General features: G+C 70.0%; 14 protein-coding genes and 1 pseudogene. 5 read left to right on the top strand and 10 right to left on the bottom strand.

From position 1 onward, the window contains the following. The first annotated feature begins 204 nt into the window (after positions 1 to 204). Entirely contained in the window at positions 205 to 1,704 is a 1,500-nt protein-coding gene (locus ACFQ7F_RS04375) for a hypothetical protein (protein WP_383265877.1), read from the top strand. Positions 1,705 to 1,737: 33 nt separating this feature from the next. On the opposite strand, the gene ACFQ7F_RS04370 is transcribed toward ACFQ7F_RS04375, so the two are convergent. The 5 genes from ACFQ7F_RS04370 to ACFQ7F_RS04350 all read right to left on the bottom strand — a co-directional run bounded on the left by ACFQ7F_RS04370 (position 1,738) and on the right by ACFQ7F_RS04350 (position 8,736). Continuing rightward, positions 1,738 to 3,159, bottom strand: a complete 1,422-nt coding sequence (locus ACFQ7F_RS04370; RefSeq protein WP_383265874.1) for a PP2C family protein-serine/threonine phosphatase — start codon at positions 3,157 to 3,159, stop codon at positions 1,738 to 1,740. A gap of 169 nt (positions 3,160 to 3,328) precedes the next feature. Further along, positions 3,329 to 3,973 carry a response regulator gene (locus tag ACFQ7F_RS04365; RefSeq protein WP_383265871.1) on the bottom strand — a complete coding sequence of 215 codons (645 nt, stop codon included), beginning with the start codon at positions 3,971 to 3,973 and terminating at the stop codon, positions 3,329 to 3,331. 12 nt (positions 3,974 to 3,985) lie between these two features. Next, complete coding sequence (locus ACFQ7F_RS04360) at positions 3,986 to 5,392, bottom strand: sensor histidine kinase (RefSeq protein ID WP_383265869.1); 1,407 nt, start codon at positions 5,390 to 5,392, stop codon at positions 3,986 to 3,988. 174 nt (positions 5,393 to 5,566) lie between these two features. After that, the gene (locus ACFQ7F_RS04355) at positions 5,567 to 7,630 is read right to left on the bottom strand and encodes a glycoside hydrolase (protein WP_383265866.1); all 2,064 of its coding nucleotides are present in this window, start codon (positions 7,628 to 7,630) and stop codon (positions 5,567 to 5,569) included. 212 nt (positions 7,631 to 7,842) lie between these two features. Further along, on the bottom strand, positions 7,843 to 8,736 hold the full coding sequence (locus tag ACFQ7F_RS04350) for a LysR family transcriptional regulator (RefSeq protein WP_383265862.1): 894 nt from the start codon (positions 8,734 to 8,736) through the stop codon (positions 7,843 to 7,845). A gap of 111 nt (positions 8,737 to 8,847) precedes the next feature. Here ACFQ7F_RS04350 and ACFQ7F_RS04345 point away from each other — a divergent pair, with 111 nt between their 5' ends. Next, on the top strand, positions 8,848 to 9,936 hold the full coding sequence (locus tag ACFQ7F_RS04345; protein ID WP_383265859.1) for an alcohol dehydrogenase catalytic domain-containing protein: 1,089 nt from the start codon (positions 8,848 to 8,850) through the stop codon (positions 9,934 to 9,936). Between the two features lie 170 nt (positions 9,937 to 10,106). Here ACFQ7F_RS04345 and ACFQ7F_RS04340 read toward each other — a convergent pair whose 3' ends face one another. The 5 genes and pseudogenes from ACFQ7F_RS04340 to ACFQ7F_RS04320 form a co-directional block, all read right to left on the bottom strand. Then, positions 10,107 to 10,241, bottom strand: a complete 135-nt coding sequence (locus tag ACFQ7F_RS04340; RefSeq protein ID WP_383265856.1) for a hypothetical protein — start codon at positions 10,239 to 10,241, stop codon at positions 10,107 to 10,109. Beyond that, positions 10,238 to 10,930: pseudogene (locus ACFQ7F_RS04335) on the bottom strand (transposase); the annotation flags it as partial. The pseudogene ACFQ7F_RS04335 and the gene ACFQ7F_RS04340, both read right to left, overlap by 4 nt. Before the next feature lie 27 nt (positions 10,931 to 10,957). Further along, positions 10,958 to 12,037, bottom strand: a complete 1,080-nt coding sequence (locus ACFQ7F_RS04330) for a polyprenyl synthetase family protein (RefSeq protein WP_383265854.1) — start codon at positions 12,035 to 12,037, stop codon at positions 10,958 to 10,960. Positions 12,038 to 12,146: 109 nt separating this feature from the next. Beyond that, positions 12,147 to 14,594: a SpoIIE family protein phosphatase gene (locus ACFQ7F_RS04325; RefSeq protein WP_383265852.1), complete on the bottom strand. Its 2,448-nt coding sequence runs from the start codon at positions 14,592 to 14,594 to the stop codon at positions 12,147 to 12,149. 177 nt (positions 14,595 to 14,771) lie between these two features. Next, positions 14,772 to 15,410: a HutD family protein gene (locus tag ACFQ7F_RS04320; protein ID WP_383265849.1), complete on the bottom strand. Its 639-nt coding sequence runs from the start codon at positions 15,408 to 15,410 to the stop codon at positions 14,772 to 14,774. A 128-nt stretch (positions 15,411 to 15,538) separates the two neighbouring features. Between ACFQ7F_RS04320 and ACFQ7F_RS04315 the strand changes: the two genes are divergently transcribed. From ACFQ7F_RS04315 to ACFQ7F_RS04305, 3 genes are all read left to right on the top strand, one after another. Beyond that, complete coding sequence (locus tag ACFQ7F_RS04315; protein ID WP_383265846.1) at positions 15,539 to 18,490, top strand: AAA family ATPase; 2,952 nt, start codon at positions 15,539 to 15,541, stop codon at positions 18,488 to 18,490. A gap of 154 nt (positions 18,491 to 18,644) precedes the next feature. Then, on the top strand, positions 18,645 to 19,778 hold the full coding sequence (locus tag ACFQ7F_RS04310; protein WP_383265843.1) for an FAD-dependent oxidoreductase: 1,134 nt from the start codon (positions 18,645 to 18,647) through the stop codon (positions 19,776 to 19,778). 136 nt (positions 19,779 to 19,914) lie between these two features. After that, entirely contained in the window at positions 19,915 to 20,739 is an 825-nt protein-coding gene (locus tag ACFQ7F_RS04305) for a FadR/GntR family transcriptional regulator (protein WP_383265840.1), read from the top strand. Positions 20,740 to 20,933: the final 194 nt, after the last annotated feature.

The following is a 20,933-nucleotide window of genomic DNA, read 5'->3' as shown; positions in this document are numbered from 1 at the left end:
AATTGCGGCGCCTCCCGCCCCGGCTTCTCCGGGAGCACCCTGGGGAATGTCCCGCGGTGGGCCGGGTCGGGGTGGCGCATTCCTACCTGACACCCGCCGTCCCATGGCACACCATGTGGCGCACCCTGGCGAACCCTGGCGAATAGTCGCCCAGCAACTGACAGAGGGTTACTGTCAACTCAGCCGAGAACCTGGGGGCTTGACGTGAACGGACAACCCAACACCCGACTGTCGGACCATTTCGGCCTGGCAGGCTGGTCCAAGGGGGAACTCGCTAGACTGGTGAACCGGCAGGCGGCGGCCATGGGCCACCCGCAGCTGGCCACCGATACCTCGCGGGTCCGACGTTGGATCGATATGGGAGAAATCCCCCGCGATCCCGTGCCCCGAGTTTTGGCGGCTCTGTTCACCGAGCGTCTCGGCCGTGTCGTGACCATTGAGGATCTTGGTCTGGTCCGGCACGGGCGCGTGGGGAAACGGCGTGGCGACGGGAGTGTGGAGCACCCCGACGGCGTGCCGTGGGCGCCCGAACGGACAGCCGCGGTCCTCACCGAATTCACGGGAATGGACCTCATGCTCAACCGACGCGGCTTGGTGGGCGCGGGTGCCGCGCTCGCCGCCGGCTCCGCACTCAGCAGCGCCATGCACGACTGGCTGCACACCGATCCTGCCCTCGTTGCCGACGCTCCCCGAACCGACCATCCCCTGCACGCCGACCCCGCTGGGTTCGACCGCTATGAGGCCGCCCCCATCGGGTCGCAGGAGATCGAGGAACTGGAAACCTCCGTCGAGGTGTTCCGGGCCTGGGACGCGTCCCGCGGTGGCGGGCTGCAGCGCAAGGCTGTGGTGGGACAGCTCAACGAAGTGGGCGGCATGCTCGCCTACCGACACCCCGACCATCTCCAGCGCCGCCTGTGGGGCGTCGCTGCCAATCTCGCCGTCCTCGCGGGCTGGATGTCGCACGACGTCGGCCTGGAGCCCACGGCACAGAAGTACTTCGTGATCGCCACGCACGCGGCCCGCGAAGGAGGCGACCGGCCACGCGCCGGCGAGGCCCTGTCCCGGGCGGCACGCCAGATGGTGCATCTGGGGCGGCCCGACGACGCGCTCGACCTGATGAAGCTCGCCCAGTCGGGCTCGGGCGAGGAGATGCTGCCGCGCACGCAGGCCATGCTCTACACCATCGAGGCCTGGGCACAGGCGTCGATGGGCAAGGGGCAGGCGATGCGCCGCACGCTCGGCATCGCGGAGGACCTGTTCGTCTCCGACAAGGGGGATGTGGAACCGCCCAGTTGGATGCAGATGTTCGACGAGGCGGACATGCACGGCATGCAGGCCCTGGCCTACCGCACCCTCGCCGATCACGACGCGTCCGCCGCCAACACCGCCCAGCGTCACGCGAGGGAGGCGATCGACCTGCGGTCCAAGGGCCGCGACCGCTCGCAGATCTTCGACTACATCTCGCTGGCATCGGCCTGCTTCATCGCCGACGATCCTGAACAGGCCGATCGGTACGCCCGGTTGGCGTTGGTCTCGATGGGGTCGAACTCCTCGCACCGCACCTGGGACCGGCTGCGAGAGATGTACCGCCTGACGGCTCAGTACTCGGGCTATCCGAAGATCCAGGACCTGCGCGAGGAGATCAAGATGGCCCTGCCCAAGGCGGCGGCCAAGACCGGAGGTGGCAGCCGGGTACAGGCCTAGGCCGTGTCTCTTTGATCGGCTAGTCGCTCAGGCTCAGTTGATCCGAGCGATCAGCAGGCAGGCGTCGTCCTCGCGCGGGGCCACGCCGAACTCTTCGACGACCAACCGCACGCAGTCCTGCGCACCCCGTGTGCCCGTGAAGCGTGGTGCCAGCGCGAGCAGTCGGCTCGTGGCCGCGTCCCTGGCGCGCCGGGGAACCAGTCCATCGGTGTGCAGCAACAGCAGGTCGCCGGGCTCGAGTTGCACTTCGGCCTGCTCGTAGGTGGCTCCGGAGGTCGCTCCGAGGATCACTCCGCCCGGTGGCGTCAGCGCGCGCCCCGTCCCGTCGCGGAACAGCAGTGGGGCGGGGTGTCCCGCCTGCGCCCAGGTGAGGGTGCGGGTGGCGGGGGTGTACTGGCAGCAGACGGCGCTACCGAGGGCTGGTTGCGTGCTGGTGTCCAGTAACTGGTTGAGCCAGCCCATCAGTTGGCCAGGAGCCACTCCGGCCACCGCCATGCCGCGCACCGCACCGAGCAGCATCGCCATGCCCGACGTGACGGTCACGCCGTGCCCCGTGAGGTCGCCGACGCTGAGGAGGAACTGGCCGTCGGGCAGCTCCATCGCGTCGTACCAGTCGCCGCCGATCAGTGAACTCGTCGAGGACGGGAGGTAGTGCGCGGCGAGATCGAGGGCCCCGGGTCCGCCGTGCGGGAACCGCAGGGAGCCGCGCCACGGCGGCAGCACAGCCTCCTGCAGTTCGACCGCGAGCCGGTGCTCCGTCTGCGCGATGTGCCGCTGGCGCTGCAACGAGTCACGGGTCTCGCGCACCACCCGCTGGCTGCGGCGCAGTTCGCTGACGTCCCGCAACACCGCCCACATCGAGGCGGTACTGCCGTCAGCGGCGAGCACGGGCTCGCCCATCATGTGCACCTGTCGTACGCCGCTGTCCGGGCGCACGATACGGAACTCGCCGTCGATCGGCTTACCGTCGATCAGGCAGTCCGTGACCATGGCCGTCAGCATCGGCTGGTCGTCGACGTGCACCAGGGAAGGCAGCTCGTCGAGGGAGAGCGGGGGAGCCCCCGAGTCCCGCCCGAGGATGTGGTACAGCTCGCCCGACCAACTCGCCTCGTCGTTCAGGAGGTTCCACTCCGCGCTGCCGACCCGGCTGAGCAGTGAGCCGTGCTGCGGTTCCAGCGGTGCGGGTACGGCAGGAGCGGTGGGCGCCGCCATGTCCGGCTGCGTGGGTCCGTCCCGCAACTGGGCGAGGTGGTCGTCCAGGTCGTTGAGCTGGTGGACCGCCAGGTCACACAGGGCGCGCTGCCAGCGCCCCTGGTCGCCGCGGTCGGACCCGGCGTCACGGCGCACGGCGTCGACCTCACCGCGCAGTCGGCGTGTCTGCGCGATGAGCGCTTCGACCGAGCCGCGCTCGGGCGGCTGGGCGGAAGGGCGGTCCGCGAAGACATGGGACGGCATGAGGTGCTCCGTTGAGTATGCGGTGCGACCAAACGGGCGGGATGGACCGGTAATGACTTTCGCACAGCCGGGGGTGGCCCGTAAGGGATTTGGCAACACACGACGCGGTGGTGCTTCTGGCATATGCCTATGTCCTTCGGAACCGCGCGTTCCGGCAACACGGTCCCGATCACCCCCGCAAGTACCGGACAACAGCCAGAACACGACGGTTGTGGTCATGCGACGCGGGCAGTCCGAGCTTGTCGAAGACGGCGGCCACGTGCTTCTCGACGGTGCCCGCGGAGACGACGAGGCTCTGCGCGATCGCCGCGTTGGAACGCCCTTCGGCCATCAGCGACAGAACCTGACGCTCACGCTCGGTGAGGGGCGCGAGCTCCTCCGCGCGACGACCGGCCCCGGCCAGCTGCGTGACGACCTCGGGGTCGAGCGCGGTACCGCCCGCGGCCACCCGCTCCAGGGCGTCGGTGAACTCCGCGATGTTCGCGACGCGGTCCTTGAGCAGATAGCCGACACCCGCCGAACCCGCGGCGAGCAGGCGCGTGGCGTACTTCGTCTCCACGTACTGCGAGAAGAGCAGCACTCCCGTGCCCGGATGGTCACGACGGATGTCGATGGCCGCGCGCAGCCCTTCGTCCGTGTGCGTCGGAGGCATCCGGATGTCGGTCACCGTGACGTCCGGACGGTGCTCGGCGACCGCGGCACGCAAGGTGTCCGCGTCGCTCACGGACGCACAGATCTCATGCCCGCGCTCCGCGAGCATCTGGCCCAGCAACTCCCGCAGTACCGCGGCATCCTCGGCGATCACGACGCGCATGGCGGCATGCTCTCACGCGTGCAGCGGCAGCTCGACGGTGACCGCCGTCGGACCGCCGTCGGGACTCTCGACATTCATCCGCCCATCGACCGTACGTACGCGTTGAATGAGCCCCGCCAGGCCGCTGCCCGCGTCGGCGTCCGCACCGCCCTGCCCGTCGTCGCCGACCTGGAGGATAAGCCGGTCGTCCAGCTGGGCCACCGTGATGGCGGCCTGCCCGGCCCCGCTGTGCTTGATGACGTTCGTGAGCAGTTCGGCGGCGCAGAAGTACGCGATGGTCTCGATCGCCGGGGTCGGGCGCTCGGGTATGTCCGTCACCAGGTCGACAGGGATGCTGCTGCGTGCGGTGAGCGTGGCGAGCGCGTCCGGCAGGCCGTCGTCCAGGACCGGGGGATGGATGCCGCGGGCCAGATCGCGCAGTTCGGTGAGGGCCTCGGTGGCGTTGTAGTGTGCGCCGTCGACGAGTTGACGGAGCCGGGCGACATCCAGTGGCTCACCCCCACCCCCGCTGCCGCCGCCGGTGCTGTTCTCGCCCTTGCCTTCGCTCTCGCTCTCGTTGAGCCGCTGTCTGATCATGTCGAGGCTCATCGCCACCGCGACGAGACGGACCTGCGCCCCGTCGTGCAGATCGCGCTCGACGCGCCGGAGCAGCGCCACCGAGTCATCCACTGCGAGTGCCCGGGTCTCCTCCAAGTCACGCACTCGATCGGCCAGTTGGCCGGGCCCGAGGAGTGCGCCGATCAGCCAGAGGTCGACCTCGGTCGCGAGGTGGGTCACCCAGGGCGCGCACAGCAGGGTGCCGACACCGATGGCGACCGCGAGGAACGTGCCGGCAAACGTGTCCGCTTCCAGGCCGCCGAAGGGGATCGGCGTAAGCACCGGCATGCCCTCGGCGGAACCCGGCTCGGGGTGCTGCCCGAACACCGCCCACCGCAGGGGCGCGGTGAGATTGACAAGACCCGAGAGCCACCAGAGAACGGCGTACGCCCCCAGGCAGCCAACCGGCAGTTTCGCCAGGACATAGGCGGCCGACCGCCAGCCGGTCTCGTCCCACAGCCGGGCATCGAGGCGGCTGACCAACCGGCCGCTCGGACGCAGCGGCGGCGGCGCCGGTGTCCGATCCCCCAGAAGCAGCTCGGCAAGGCGACGGTGGACGGCTCCAAGCGCCCGGGCCAACTGGAGCCCCGCGATGAGCAGGAGTGCCCCGACCACGACAAGGACCACCGTCACCGTGAACCCCGCCCCCAGGGCGAGCGCCACCGCGAGCAGCACCCCGCCCGCGAGGCCCAGCGGGAACCCGATCAAGCAGTACGCGGCCTCGGCCCAGGCCCGCCGGGCGAGCGGGGCGCGCCCCACTGCCCGCACGAGGGCACGCGCCCCTGGCGTACCTCGCCGGGTGAGCCCTCGGGCCTCGGTCATCATGTCTCCTGCCGTTCTGCCGCCCCGTCGCAGACCTGGTGGGGTCGGACACCTCACGTTAGGTCTCCGCCAGGGCATGCCGGAACGCGGATTTCCTCCGTCTGGCCTGGGGGTTTTCCCCCAGTTGCCCACAAGTGACCGTCCAGTGCCCCCGAGCCGCCGCCCACGGAACGCTCAGGACAGCCTTGCGGGGCAGAGGCGCCGGGACTTCGGCTCGTCGTCGAGCTTGGCATCCACACAGCCGCCCGGCAGCGAACCGTACTTCTCCTTACCGAAGTTGGTGGTCACGGTCAGCTTTCCGTCGCCGAACTCCGTGCGCTGTACCGTCCCGTCACCGGTGAGCCGCTGGAAGCCGGTCATCCGTTCGGTGCCGACGGCCTTGTGCAGGGGCGCGAAATAGCGCTGGAGCGCCGCCATCTCCTTGCCCGTGGACTTCAGGTTCTTCTTCCCGAGCGTGAAGTTGAGCGGGGTGTTGTAGAGGGCGGACATCAACGCCCGGTCGGTCTTCTGGTCAGGGAGCTTGTTGTACGGCATCTCCCAGCGGTCGGTGTTGATGACGGAACCGTGCAGTGCGGTTTCGTACAAGGGGACGCGGTAGCGCGGGTCGTACATCGCTTTCGCCAGCGCGGACGGCAGCTTGACCTGCTTGAAGAAGACCGCCGGTTCGCCCTGTGGTGCGTAGCCGCCCCACTTCTCCTTGTCCTTCTCCAGCTTCCACAAGCCGTCCGCGACCGGCGTCTGCCCGCCGTGGTTGAAGGCGAGCACGGGGGCGGCCCAGGCCCCGGCGGACTCGGAGCCGAGGACGAACTTGTCCCCGGAGGCGAGCTTCCGCATGCGCTCCAGGCGGTTGGCGCGGTCCTGCTTCTTGTTCATGCGGTGGCCCTTGCTGCTGTCGGTGAACAGCTCACCCGCCGCGTCGACATCCAGGAAATAGCTGTCGGCGCCGTTGGCCGTGATCTTCTTCGCCCGGTCATCCAGGTAATGCTTGCCGCGCTCGGCCTGCTGGAACGCCTGAGAGCTGAGGTAGCAGCCCCGGCCGCCGAAGCCCTCCTTGATCTCCCCCTTCCAGTTCCGTACGCAGAAGTCCGGGTACACCGTGCCGGGCCACTTCGAGGAGGGGTTGTCGGCACTCTCGGGGGGCTGGCCGTTGGCGTAGGAGTCGTACGGGCCGACCAGGTAGCCGTGTCGTTTCGCGGCCCGCACGGCCTGCTTGTCCATCGGCTGCTCGTCGGCGTCGTAACCGAGCCAGAGCCGGGAGACGCCGAGCTTGTGCAGCTCGTTCACGCCCTTCGCGGTACGTGCGTCGCCCCAGGCATAGGCGTGCGCGGCCCCGAGCAGCCGCTCGACCTCGGGGTTCTCCCGGATCTTCTGCTTCAAGGAGCGCAGCTTGCCGCGTTCGTCGAGGTAGGCACGGTAGTCGGTGGCGGAGGAGACAGGGGAGGCGCCCGTGAGGGAGAAGTGCACCGTGTAGTCGCGGGTCTGCTCGCGCTGCGAGAACTCGTGCCGCGCCGTGGAGCCGATCCGGCCGTCCTTCGAGGCGAAGCCGAGGGACGTGCCGACCTCCTCCGGCACGATGTAGCTGACGCCGTGCCTGCCCTGGGTGTAGCCCCAGGCCGGAAGGGTGAGGCCGCCGGAGAGCTCGGCCTCCGAGTCCTTGAGACCGGCCTCGCCCGAGTTCCAGAAGGTGTCGTCGACCGGGACGCGCAGCCCCTCGCCGCGCGGGATCTGAAGGGCGGACCCGCCGCTCGGCGCGGTCCTTGGCCAGGACAGGTTCTGGTCGGCATCGGAGTGCACCGTCATGCGCAGCCGACCGTGATCGCTCTCCGCCGTGACGGTGAGCTTCTTGTCGGGGTACGACCAGCGGGCCCTGCCGCCGTCCACGGTCACCTTGCCCGGCTTGCCGAGCCGCTGTCCCGGCGCGCCGGACACCGGGAGTGAGGACCCGTCGTCGGTGTGCCCCGTGACGCGCAGCGATGCGGTGTCCACGCGCGCGGCGCCGCCACGCACGCTGAAGTCGACCGAGCTTCCGTGCACCTGGGGCGGCCTGTCGGGCGTACCCGCGTCTGCCGGAGGCTCGGCCATGGCCAGGTAGCCGGCCGACGCCGTGGTGGCGGTCAGTACGACGGCCACAGCGATGCCGTAGGTACGGACGCGGCGCCTTCGACGCGCGCCCGCGAAGTCACCGTGCCGGGCCTTCTGTGCCTGTGTCTGACGGCTGTTGCTCTTCACGTAAGTCACGGGGAGAGCATCCGGGGTGCGCGTAAGAAGGTTCTAAGAGCTTCTAAGAGGGTGGTTCGAGAGCTTTTGGTGGGAGATCGAAAACGAAACCCCGACCAGTGCCACGTTGTCCACCGGCAACGAGTCCGCTTGCCTCGGCGGAAGGCTGGCTGCCGAGGCCGTTATGTGAGGGGAAAGGGGTACACGCGATCGTGCGCGGCCTTGGCGGCGGTTCAGGCGGCCGAAGTGATCGCTCGGGTGACGGTCGTGATCGCCGGGGCGGGGTGGCCGGAGAGGCGTGCCACGAGCACCCTGCGGATCTCGGGGGGTGCGCCGTCGACGCGCAGCAGGCTCACCCCGGGCGGCAGCACCGGTGAGAGCCGGGACGGCACCGTCGTCACGCCGAAGCCGCCGGCGACCAGCTGGAGCTTCGTCAGCCAGTCGCGCGTGGAGTGGATGACGCGGGGCCGTCCGGGCAGGCCGGGCCAGACGCCGAGCAGCGGCTCGGAGCTCGATGACGGGGTGGCGATCCACGCGGCGTCGACCAGCTCGTCGACGTGCACCGTGGTGCGTCCGGCGAACTCTCCGGTCGAGGGCGCTGCCACGACCAGTTCGGTGTCCGCGACGGTCTCGACGTGCAGGCGCGGTGAGTCGCCGTCGAAGGGCCGGTGGGGTGGGCGGGACGTCAGCACGGCGAGGTCGAGCGAGCCGGCGCGCAGCGCCCGGATCAGGGTGGGCGTGGTGCTCTCGCGGGTGGTGACCGTGGTCTGCGGGTCGGCCACCGCGAGGTGTGCGAGTGCGGCGGGCAGGATCGCCGCGCCCGCGCTCGGGACTGCCCCGAGCCGCACCAGTTCGGTCCGCGGGACGGTGCCGGCGAGCTCACGCTCGGCTGCTGCGAGCGAGGCCAGGACCGTGTGGGCGTGCCGCAGCAGGGTCAGACCGGAAGGAGTGAGCCGTACCCCGTCCGGGCGGCGTTCGAAGAGGGTGGTGCCGGTGCTGCGTTCGAGGGCGGCGGCCTGGCGTGAGACGGCCGACTGCGTGTAGCCGAGTCGCTCGGCTGCCGCGGTGAAGCTGCCGGACTCGGCGATCTGCCGCAGGACCCGCAGTCCCGTGCTGGAGATGTCCATGCGACCTACGCATACCACGGATGCCAGATCGTCGCTTCCGGCATGCTCACCCAGCTCGTAGTGTCGATCTCACGAGCACGGACGAACACGGACGAACATGGAGGTCATCACGTGCGAGCAGCAGTTCTGACGCGGTTCGGCGCCCCGCTCACGGTGCGGGAGGTGCCCGACCCCGAGGCCGGGGGCGGCGAGGTGGTGGTCGAGGTTCTCGCCGCCAATGTGGGGCCCTACGCGGGCGAAGTCTTCAGCGGCGAGCGGAACTACCCCCTTGTCCCGCCTGTCGTGCCCGGTGTCGGCGGCGTGGGGCGGATCGTCCACGTCGGTCCGGACACCACCCGGCTGCGCGTCGGTGATGTGGTGTGGTGCGACTCGACGGTGCGCTCGCGGGACGACGCCCTGACGCCCGACATCACGCTCCAGGGCTGGAGCTCGCGCGGCGAGGGCGGCGCGCGGCTCGCCCGGTACTGGCACGACGGTGCGTTCGCCGAGCTCATGCGGGTCCCGACGGAGAACGTCTTTCCGCTGCCCGCCGCGGCCGGGGACGATCCGGCCCGCTGGGCCGCACTCACCGTGCACACCATCTCCTACGGCGGGCTGCTGGCAGGCGGGCTCGCAGCCGGCGAGACGCTGCTCGTCAGCGGGGCCACCGGCAACCTCGGCAGCAGCGCGGTCGCGGTCGCGCTCGCGATGGGAGCGGGCCGCGTGGTCGCCCCGGGCCGCAACAAGGCCGCCCTCGACCTCCTCGCCGACCGGTTCGGTCCGCGTCTGCGCCCGGTCCCGCTGACGGGAGACGAGGCCACCGACCGCGCGGCGATGTCCGCGGGGGCCGACGGCCCGATCGACATGGTGATCGACTTGCTCCCGCCGAGCGCACCCAGCTCGGCGTCGCGCGCGGCGGCCATGACCGTGCGCGAGTACGGCCGCATCGTCCTCATGGGCGGCGTCGGCATGCTCGGTGGCGACGACCTCGCACTCCCGTACCCATGGATCATGCGCAACTCGATCACCGTGCGCGGGCAGTGGATGTACCCGCGCACAGCCAATGTCGGCATCATCCGGCTCCTCGCCTCGGGCACTCTGGATCTCGCCCCCGAACGAGTCCGGTCGTTCGGCCTCGATGCGGTCAACGACGCCATCGCGTACGCCGCCGCGCACGGTGGCCCGTTCGACCGCACCAGCCTCACCCCATCGGCCGGCTGACAAGGCCCCCTGATCCCCACCACCCGCACGACCGCCATTCTTACGAGCACAGGCGGCTGTACGGCTGCTGTTTGACGTGAACGAAGCCAATCGGGGCTCGGCCGGTTACTGCTTCCTGGCGAAGCTGCCAGCGTCGACCTCGGTGAGGATGCCGAGTTTGACCAGGCGTTTCAACTTGGCTCGTGCGACTCGGCCTCCCGCAGCCGGGGCTGCAGTTCGCCGATCTGTGTGCGGAGGTCGTTGGCCTGGGCCCGGGCGGCGTCCTCCTGGAGGTCCAGCGCGTCGAGCAGGGGCTGGATGTTCATGCGGTCACCGCCTGCGGTTCGCGCCAGGTGGGAGCGTTCGCGCCGGTGAGGCGGCGGATGATGACGTGGGACATCGACCAATAGACGCGGGAGGCGGACGACGAAGGGCGGTGCTCGTAGTCGCGGACCAGACGCCGGTGCAGTATCAAGATCCCGTAGGTCTGCTCGACCCTCCACCGCTTCGGCTGCGGCACGAACCCCTTGTCCTGAGGGTTGCGTTCGACAATCTCGACGTCGATGCCGAGGTTGGCGCCGTGCAGGACCACCTGGTTCTTGAAGCCCTGGTCAACCAGCGCCTTGCGAACGGTGTCGTCGGCGTGCTCGGCGACATGGTCAAGCAGGATCATGCCCGCGGTGTTGTCGTGCGTGTTCGCGGCGAGGACGACGACCGCCGGATCCCGGCCGGTCGTGGCGGCGGGGACCCTGGCTGCCACGTGGACACTCTGGGTGTCCAGCACCACCAACGTCGGGTCCTCCAATCGGCAGGCCCGCTCACGGACCTGGCAGCGCAAAAGTTCATGGATGATCTGGTCGGCCCCGTCGTCCCGCCAGGCGGCGAAGTAGTAGTACGTCGCACTCTTCTGGGGAAGATCGTGCGGGAGATAGGCCCACTGGCAGCCGGTCCGTCCCTGATGGAAGATCGCGTTAACGGTCTCCCGCATCTCGTAGACGCCCTGATGGCCGCCGCTGCGTCGCTCCGCGGACCGGGACGGGGGTCAACGGGTTCGGCGGGTGTTCCAGAGCGGGAGTTGCTCGAAGAGAGTGACGGCTTCTTCGTTCCAGTGGCGGTGCCAGGAGGTGGCTTCGGCCGTGGCCGCGTGGGCGTAGTGGTCGATGGTCGCCTGCAGGCGGGTGTGGACGTGGTGGCGGTGGGCGATGTCGCGGATGCGGTCGATGGTCTGCGGTGTGCAGTGGGGGTTGCCCAGGGCGGCTTTGACCGTGGCGTGTTCGTCTTCGCCGGTGGCGGCGAGGAGGTCGCGGGTCAGGTAGGTGTGACGCCCGGCCCGCAGATCGGCGCCCCGGGGTTTGCCGGTGCGGGCGGGGTCGCCGAAGAGGTCGAGGTAGTCATCGCGTATCTGGCCGCTGAGGCCCGCGAGCCGGGCGTAGCGGCGCAGGCTCTCCTCGTGCGGGGCCAGGTCCTGCCCCGCGGCCAGCAGACCCAGACGCATGGGGGCCAGGATGGTGTAGCGCGAGGTCTTGTACTCGCACACCGTCTCCAGCGTCACGTCATCGGCTGTGGGGTTCACGTCGCGCTCCAGGTCGAGGACCTGGCCGATGACGGTGTCGGTCGTCACGCCGAGCTGGACGTCGAGCATGGCCTGTCTGCGGTCGGCGGGCAGGTCGGCCCGCACCAGGACGCGCAGGGCCAGGAAACCGGCGAGATCACCTGTCATCATGGCCAGTCCCAGCGCGGCCTGCGGGTTGTCCGGGAGGTCCTGGCGACAGGCGTAGTACGTCGAGGGGCCACCGCGGCGCAGCGGCGAGTCGTCCATGATGTCGTCGAGGATGAGCGCGTGGCTGTGGAGCAGCTCAAGACTCAGCGCGGCTTCTGCGAGCCCAGCCGCCCCGCCCCCGCCGACGAGTCCTGCCGCCTCGTGGATCAGGGCGATCCGTATGCGTTTCCCACCGCGCAGCGACAACTCGGCGAGGAGTTCAAGACAGCGGGGCGCGAAACGTCCCAGCTGCGCGCTGCCCAGGTCAGTGGCCAGTTCGGCGAAGTATTTCTCGAAGGCAGCATCGAAGCGCTGACGGTGACCGGCGACACGCTCCAGGGCGCTGAGAGTACTGCTGTTCATGGTTGTTCGGGCCGGCCTTTCCTCAGGAACGCGAGGGCCAGCTTCCCATCCGACTGGGGAAGCCCCTCAGACGGCCCGGGCCGTCCGGCCAGGGTACGAGCCGGCCGTCTCAACCCGTCGCGGGAAAGGCCTGCTCGGTCCAGATGGTCTTGCCGGAGCGGGTGTAGCGCGTTCCCCACCGCTGGACGAGCTGCGCGACGATGAACAGGCCGCGCCCGCCCTCGTCGTCCTCGCCGCTGTGGCGCAGGTGCGGTGAGGTGTGGCCCGTGTCCGCCACCTCGCACAGGAGCGTGCGGTCACGGATCAGGCGTACCTGGATCGGTCCTTCGGCGTACCTGACCGCGTTGGTCACCAGCTCGCTGACGACGAGCTCGGTCGCGAACGCCAGCTCGTCGAGGCCCCATTGGTGCAGCTGCTGGGTGGCCAGGTCGCGGGCACGGCCCGCTGCGACCGGTTCTGCGGGCAGCTCCCATTCGGTGACCTGCGACGGGTCGAGTTCGCGGGTACGGACGAGCAGCAGGGCGGTGTCGTCGGCGGTCGAGCCGCCCGGCAGGAGTTCCGCCACGGCCCGGTCGCACAGCTCTTCGAGCGAGGCGTGCCGGTCGCTGAGTACACGTCCCAGGGTGTCGAGGCCGTGGTCGATGTCGCGGTCGCGGGCCTCGACCAGGCCGTCGGTGAAGAGGGCGAGCAGACTGCCCACCGGCAGCTCGATCTCCATCGACTCGAACGGCAGACCGCCCAGACCCAGGGGCGGTCCTGCCGGCAGGTCGGGGAAGGAGAGAGCGCCGTCCGGATCGACGACGGCGGGCGGCAGGTGCCCGGCCCTGGCCATGACACAGCGCCGCGAGACCGGGTCGTAGACCGCGTAGAGAAGGGTCGCACCGGTGGTCACATCGGCATAGGCGCCGTCGGGCGGTCCGAGCTCGCCCCGTTGCTCCTCCGCCGACTGCGCCACCAGATCGTCGACCCGCGAAAGCAGTTCGACGGGATCCATGTCCATCTGGGCGAACGCGCGCACCGTCGTACGCAGCCGCCCCATGGTGGCGGCTGCCTGCAGGCCGTGGCCGACCACGTCCCCGACGACGAGTCCGACCCGGGTCCCGGAAAGGGGGATGACGTCGAACCAGTCGCCGCCGACCCCTGTCACGTCGTCCGTGGGCAGGTAGCGGTGGGCCAGGTCGACCGCGGACTGCTCCGGCACGTGTTGCGGGAGGAGCTGGCGCTGGAGGGCCAGCGACGCGGTGCGCTCACGGGTGAAGCGGCGGGCGTTGTCGATGGACACAGCCGTACGGGCGACCAACTCGTCGGCCAGTGCCACCTCGCCGCTGTCGAAGGCGGCCGAACCGGTGCCGCGAATGAAGGTGACGATTCCCAGGGTGCTGTTCCCGGCCCGCAGCGGCACGACCAGGGCCTTGTCGTCGAGCACGAGCCCGCCCGATGAGAGGCTTCGATCCTGCGGCGAACCGGACGGGTACTCCACCGGTGGGTGGTTCCCGAGAGGCGGGGGAGAAGGCCGCTGCCCCGGCGTTCCCTCGTCGTTCTCCTCGTAGTCCTCCTCGTGTCCCTCCTGCTCGTCGTCTCCCTCGGCCGAGCAGCGGGCGACCCGTACCAGAGACATCGCCGCCGAGCCGCTGGTGGCAGGCACCCCGCCTTCCAGTACCGCCCCCGCAAGGTCGACCGTCACTGTGGCGGCGAACTCCGGTACTGCCACCTCGGTGATCTTCTTGGCCGTGACCATCACATCGAGGGTGTTTCCGATTCCGCGGCCTGCTTCGACGAGCAGGGCAAGGCGCCGCTGGGCCTTGTAGCGGTCGGAGATGTCGAATGCGTCCTCGCACACTCCGAACACGTGTCCGTCGGCGTCCTGGAGCCGGTAGTAGGCGCAGGACCAGATGTGGTCCGTTTCCGGGTCGCTGGGCGGCCGTCCCTGGAAATGCAGGTCCAGGAATGGCTCTCCGGTATCCAGTACGTGGTGCATGACCGCGTCGAGCGTGGGCGGATGCCCCTTGGTCACGAACTTTCCCTCGGAGTACAGCTGATCTGCCCGATAGCCACGGAACTCGGCGAAAGGCCGTCCGATCTCCCGTTCGTACGCCGCGTTGCACCAGGTCAGACGCAGTTCGGTGTCGTAAATGGCCAGGCCGAGGGGGGACTGGGTGGCCAGCCCGTGCAACAGGGCAAGCCGGGATTCCCACAGCCGGAGATCCTGCAGCTCCGTCGCGACAAGGACACGCGTCGCCGTACCGGCGCCGGGCAGGGGACAGGCCGCGGTGGCGACGAGCAGCTCACTCCCGTCCCGGTGCCGGGCGACGCGGATCTCGTTCCCCTGGAACCGGGGAGGAAGGGAAAGAGGGAGAACAGAGTGCGTCGGGCCGGGTGACAGGAACGTGGTCACGGGCCGACCGACGATCTCCTGCGGCTGGTAGCCGAGGAGCCGCTGCGCCGCGGGGCTCCACCCGATGACCGTGTCCTGGGCGTCGACGACCGCCGTGGCCGCCCTGGTGACGTCGAGGGGGCCACGAAAGTCAGTACTTTGCTCCGCGTTCCATGCAGTCATGGCGCCACATCAGCCCCGTTCGTCCCCTACAGAATCCGCCGTCCCCGGGGGAGGCACAACCGCGGTACACCCATCCAACGGAAGCGTGGCGTTGCGGCCATCGGTAATAACAAGCCCTGCGGGCCGCCCGAGCGGCTTGCGGGGCCTACCGGAACGCTCCCGCCGTCAGAACGCTGCTCAGAACGCCGCGGCGATCCTGATCCCGGCCACGGTGCCGTCGCCCCGTAGAGTCAGCGCCCCCGGGCCTTCGTGACGTACGCAGTCCAGACGGCCGAGTACGGTCTCCCGTCCGTCCGGTCCGCCGACCGTGATCCCCTCGGTGGCGGCCATGACGAGCAGGGTCTCGCCCGCGGCGCACGCGATCTCCGACGCCATCTCCGCCTCCCGGGTGGCGCCGACGCTGATGATCCGCACGTGCGCCGTCGCCCGGCCCCTGCGGGTCATCACGTTCATGTTGCGCACCGGGCCCGCTTCAAGCCTGCAGTCCGTCGCCGCGTCGCCGGAGAAGGCGAAGGGGCTGAGCGGCCCGACCGGCTGCGGGGTTCCGTTCACGGTCAGCACCATGCCTTCGCCCTCGACCGGAGTGATCACGCGGTCGATCCCGGGAAAGGGGGAGAAGGAGCCTCCCGCGTCCACGTCCGCGACACTCACCCGCCAGTCGAAGCCGTCCGCGGGTTCTTTCGAGGGTGTCGTGGGCAGGGACGCCTGTACGGCGCCCGACGCGACCTCGCGGGTCGTACCGCCGCCGTTCTTCCACGGCATGCTGCGGTATTCGCTCCAGCGCAGAACATCCCAGCGCGGATCGTCTCCGGCCATCCGACGCCGCCTCCTTCTTCCGTCGTCGGCGCCTGCCGCCTCCAGCGGCGCACCCGTGATCACCAAGTCCGGGCGCAGCCTAATCCGTCGTCGAGGGCGTCCCGAACTCATGTGCCAGGATGTGGAACGTGTCCCACACCCAGTTCACCAGCCAACTCATCGGCCGGGAAGACGAACTCGACCGCCTCGCCGCGGTGCTGGAGCGTGCCCGCGCCGGTGAGGCCCGCGCGGTGCTGATCGCCGGTGACGCCGGGGTCGGCAAGACTCGGGCGCTGGATGAGGTCGCCGGACGAGCCGCAGCGGCCGGGATGGCCGTGTTCACCGGACACTGTGTCGACCTGGGCGACGTGGGACTGCCGTATCTGCCGTTCACCGAGATCCTCGGCGCGCTGGCCGCGGACGAGCGTTTCGCCTCGGTCCTCAGCGGTCATCCGGTGGCGGAGGGGCTGCTCGGCGGCGGTACGGAAGCCGTGGGAGACGTGAACAGGCGGCTCCGGCTCTTCGAGGACGTGGCCGCTCTGCTGGCCGAACTCACGGACATCGCCCCACTGTTGCTGGTCATCGAGGACCTGCACTGGGCCGACCAGTCCTCCCGCGACCTGCTGCGGTTCCTGCTCAGCCGAGGTGTCCTCAAGCGGCCGGCCGGCGGCTCGCCCGACCACCGGCTCGCGGTGTTCGCCTCGTACCGCGCGGACGACCTGCACCGTCGCCACCCCTTGCGTCCCCTGCTTGCCGAGCTGGTGCGGCTGCCCGCCGTGGAACGTCTTGAGCTTCAACCGCTGCCCGACGCGGATGTGGCCCGCCTTGTGCGTTCACTGCGGGATCGTCCGCTGCCGGACGCCACCATCCATCGGATCGTCGAGCGCGCCGAGGGCAACGCCTTCTACGCGGAGGAGCTGGTCGCGGCCACGGACGCGCCGGCCGGTGGTGTGCCCAGCGGTCTTGCCGACGTTCTGCTCATCCGGGTCGAGCAGCTGTCCGACACCGCCCAGCAGGTGCTGCGTACCGCGGCGGTCGCCGGGCGCCGTGTCAGTCATGATCTGCTGCGGGACGCCGTCGGGCTGCCCGAGCAGGAGCTGGAGGCGGTCCTTCGCGAGGTCGTGGAGCGGCAGTTGCTCGTTCCTGGCGAGGGTGACACGTACTCCTTCCGGCACGCGCTCGCGCGGGAGGCGGTCTACGCCGATCTTCTGCCGGGTGAACGGGCCCGGTTGCACGGTGTGTTCGCGCGCCTGCTCGCCGAGCGGGGCCGTCAGTCCGGCAGCGCGGCCGAGCGCGCTCACCACTTCCGTGAGAACCATGACCTGCCCGAGGCGCTCGCCGCCTCCCTGGAGGCCGCCGACCACGCGCAGCGCGTCGGCGCTCCCGCAGAGGAGTTGCGGCACATCGAAGCGGCCCTCGATCTGTGGTCGGCGGTCAACGCCTCCGGCCGGCCGGCCGGTACGGACTCCGTGACGCTCACGCTGCGTGCCTCGGCGGCGGCCGCCCACGCCGGGGAACTGCACCGCGCCGTCTCGCTCACGCGGTCCGCGCTTGCCGGTCTCGGTCAGGACGCCGACTTGGAGCTCGCGGCCCGTGTCCGCTACACGCTCGCCGGGAACCTGCTGAACGTCGACAACCTGCCGGCTGCCATCGCGCACAGCAGTGAGGCTCTCTCCCTGATCCCCGCCGAGCCCCCTTCGGCGACATGGGTGTGGGCGGCGGCCACGTACATGATGGTCGCCGCGCGCCAGAGCGACGAGGACGAGAACGCGCGACGGGTCGGCCGGCAGGCTCTGCGGGTCGCCGCCGAGTTGGCAGTCGACGACGCGCGGGCCGACCTTCTGATCTCCATGATGGTCCACGCGGACAGCAACCGTCGCACCCCGGAGGGCAGGGAGCAGCTGCGAGAGGCGCGGGGTCTTGCGCTGCGGGCCGGCAACGCGCACGTGGAGATGCGCGCCTTGTTCAACCTGGCCATGGGCAGCGTCGAAGTCGGTGAGCTGGAGGAATGCCTGCCATGGGTGGCGGAGGGCCTGGACCGGGCCCGGCGTTCCGGGCTGCTGTCCTCGCCGTATGCGCTGGAGATGCGCTACCTGCGACTCCTTGTGCAGTACACGCTCGGCCACTGGGACGAGTGCGCGCGCGGCGCGGCCGAGGACGCCGGGACGTACTCCGGCACGGGCGGCTTCACGGCCGGTCCCGGGCTGTACGTGGCACTGGCTCGCGGCGATTTCAGTGCTGTCGAGCGTGCCCGAGCGTTGCTGGAGGGGCACTTCGACTGGAAGAACGCGTTGGTCGCCGGAATCGTGGGGATCGATGCCGCCGCGTGGCGCGGGGACCCGGACGAGGCGGTGCGGGCGATGCGGCACACTGTCGGCTCCCTCACCGATGACACGGGCACGCTGCCCGACGCCACGGTCCGGCTCGTCGCTCTGGCCCTGTCCGCGGTGGCCGATTCGGCGGCCGAGCTGCGTATGCGCGGTGACGAGGAGGGGGCGAAGCGTCGGGCGGACACCGCGACCGAACTCGTGGAACAGGCGCGGGTTTCGGCCGCGCGAGGCGAGGACGGTATGGCACAGGGGCCGGAGGGGCAGGCTTGGTTGTCCCGCGCCGAAGCCGAATGGACGCGAGCCGTGTCCGGTCCTGATACGGCGGCCTGGGAGAAGGCGATGACCGCCTTCGCGTACGGGGACGCCTACGAACGCGCGCGTTGCCGGCTGCGGCTTGCCGAGGCCCTGCTTGCGGCCGACCGTCGCGAGGAGGCTGCCGTCGAGGTCGACGCGGTGCGCCAGGAGGCCGACCGGTTCGGCGCCACTCTCCTGCGTGAACGTCTTGACGCTCTGGTGCGCCGCGGCCGGTTGGCGGTGCCCGCCAGGGACCGTGCCGCGGTACTTACGGCCCGTGAGCAGGACGTGTTGCGTCTCCTCGCCGTCGGCCGCAGCAACCGGCAGATCGGCGAGGAGCTGTTCATCAGCCCCAAGACGGCCAGCGTCCATGTCTCCAACATCCTCGCCAAGCTGGGAGCGGCGAGCCGTACGGAGGCGGTGGGCGTCGCCTACCGGCAGGGACTGATCACTACGGAGCCGACGCCTTCGGACTGACTCCGCCCGTGACGACCGCCGGAGCCACGGCGGTGGGTGTCGGTCGTCTGACGGGAGCTGTCGATCCGGTGTCGGTGGCGTGTCGGTGGGTCCTGGGACCTTCGCGGAAGCGGCCGCCGGAGATCACTGGTGGTCCCGACCTCGAGGAGCCACCATGCACACCCCCGTCACGATCATCGGCGCCGGGCTGGGCGGACTCACCCTGGCCCGCGTCCTGCACCTCCATGGAATTCCGGTCACGGTCCACGAGGCGGAGTCCTCCCCGGCGGTGCGTTCGCAGGGCGGGATGCTCGACATCCATGACTACAACGGACAACTCGCCCTTGAGGCAGCCGACTTGATGGACGAGTTCCGTGGTCTCGTTCTGGAGGGCCGTCAGGCCCTGCGGGTTCTCGACCCGGACGGGGCCGTCCTGTTCGACAAGGCCGACGACGGATCGGGGGGACGCCCCGAGGTGCAGCGCGGCGAGCTGCGGCAGGTTCTGCTCGATTCGCTCCCTGCCGGTACCGTCCAGTTCGGGCACAAGGTCAGTAGTACTCGTACCCTCGGCGAGGGCCGTCACGAGGTGACGTTCGCCGACGGCGGCACCGTCGTCACCGGCCTGTTGGTCGGCGCGGACGGCGCGTGGTCACGGGTCCGGCCGCTGCTCTCCGACGCCATACCCGAGTACACCGGCAAGTCGGTCGTCGAGACCTACCTGTTCGACGCCGATACCCGGCACCCCGCCGCGGCGAAGGTGGTCGGCGGTGGGGCGATGGTCGCGACCATGCCGGGCAGGGAGCTCTTCGCTCACCGGGAGAGGGGCGACACTCTGCACGCCTATGTGGGGCTGGTCGAGCCACTGGACTGGTTCGCCGCCATCGATTTCGCCGATGCCTCCGCCGCGGCCGCGCGGATCGCGCGGGAGTTCGACGGCTGGGCGCCGGAGCTCACCGCGCTGATCACCGACGGCGACATCGCGCCGGTTCTGCGCCCTCTCTACGCTCTGCCGCACGGGCATCGGTGGGACCGGGTGGCGGGGGTGACCCTGCTCGGTGACGCCGCCCACCTCCTGGCCCCGAACGGAGAAGGCGCCAACCTGGCCATGCTCGACGGCGCCGAACTCGGCAGGATCCTCGCCGCGTGCCCCGACGACGTGGAGGCGGCGCTTGCCGAGTACGAGCAGGCCATGTACGTCCGCAGCACCGAACCCGTCACTTTCGAAGGCATAGAGATGGACCAGGGAACCGACTCCGAGGGCGACACGTCCCAGGCCATGCTCAAGATGCTCACGGAGCTGGGGCAGTAGGTCGGTCCGGCGGCATCGACGCGATCCTCGGCTGTACGTGACGCGCGCGAGGGGCCGTACCCCCGGCCTGAGGTGCGAGGACCCCGCGAGGTGATCGAGGTGATCAAGGCTTCGGAGCGGGTTGTACGCTGCGACCATGCAGTCGTCCGCTCCTTCGCCGCCGCCGGATTCCGCGCAGCCGGGTCGTCTTTCCGATCCCGCTGAGCGCGGCCTGCTGACGGAGCGGATCGCACGTCAGCTGGAACACGAGATCCGGTCCGGTGAGATCGCGGTCGGGGCCAAGCTGCCTTCCGAGCGCGAGCTCGCGGGCCAGTTCGGCTCCAGCCGCAATGTCGTGCGGGAGGTGCTGCGGCGTCTTGAGGCGCAGCACCTCATCGAGGTCGCGCCGGGGCGTGGTTCCTTCGTGCGTGAGCAGAGCTCGGGGCAGGCCAGGGGGTACGACGCGCTGTACCGCGCCGGGCGCCCCACGGTCCGTCAACTCATCGAGGCGCGGCTTCCGTTGGAGGTCGAGATGGTCCAACTGGCGACCAGGCGGGCCACGGACGAGGACATCGCGGTGATGCGCGGCGCGTGTGACGCCCTGGAGTCGGCCACGGATGTCGTGGTCAAGGCGCAGGCGGACATGGAGTTCCATGACGCGATCGCGGTGGCGAGCAAGAATCCCGTACTGCGGATCATGCTGTCGTCGATCAGCGGGATGATGTTCGAGATGATGCTCCGTTCCAACTCGGACCCCTCGATCGGGGAGCCCGGGGTGCCGCATCACCCGGAGATCTTCGAGGCGATCGAGGCGCGGGACGAGGAACTCGCGGCCGTGCGGATGCGGGAGCACCTCATGCTCGGCCTGCGTACGTACGGGGCGGACCTCGATGTGCAGGTGGACATCATGGCGCGCAACCACATCGAGACGCTCCTCGGGCAGGCGGAGGTCCGGCGGGCGGGCGGCAGAGCGGGGGAGTAGCCGCCCTTCGAGCCGCCCTTCGCGCTGGACGGGGCGGCGTGACCGTTCTGTTGTGTGGATCTTTCTCTCAGGGTCTGTTCGGGGGCGTTCGTGTCCTGTTACGGTCCCGTCAGACTCAACTGGTCCTACCAGTTGGACCAGTGGTTCGGGAGACGTAGACCCCACCGGGACACCCATAACAGAGACGAGGACAA

The sequence above is a fragment of the Streptomyces sp. NPDC056486 genome, assembly GCF_042795295.1.
Lineage (GTDB): Bacteria > Actinomycetota > Actinomycetes > Streptomycetales > Streptomycetaceae > Streptomyces.
This window is presented reverse-complemented; position numbering and strand designations above follow the sequence as displayed.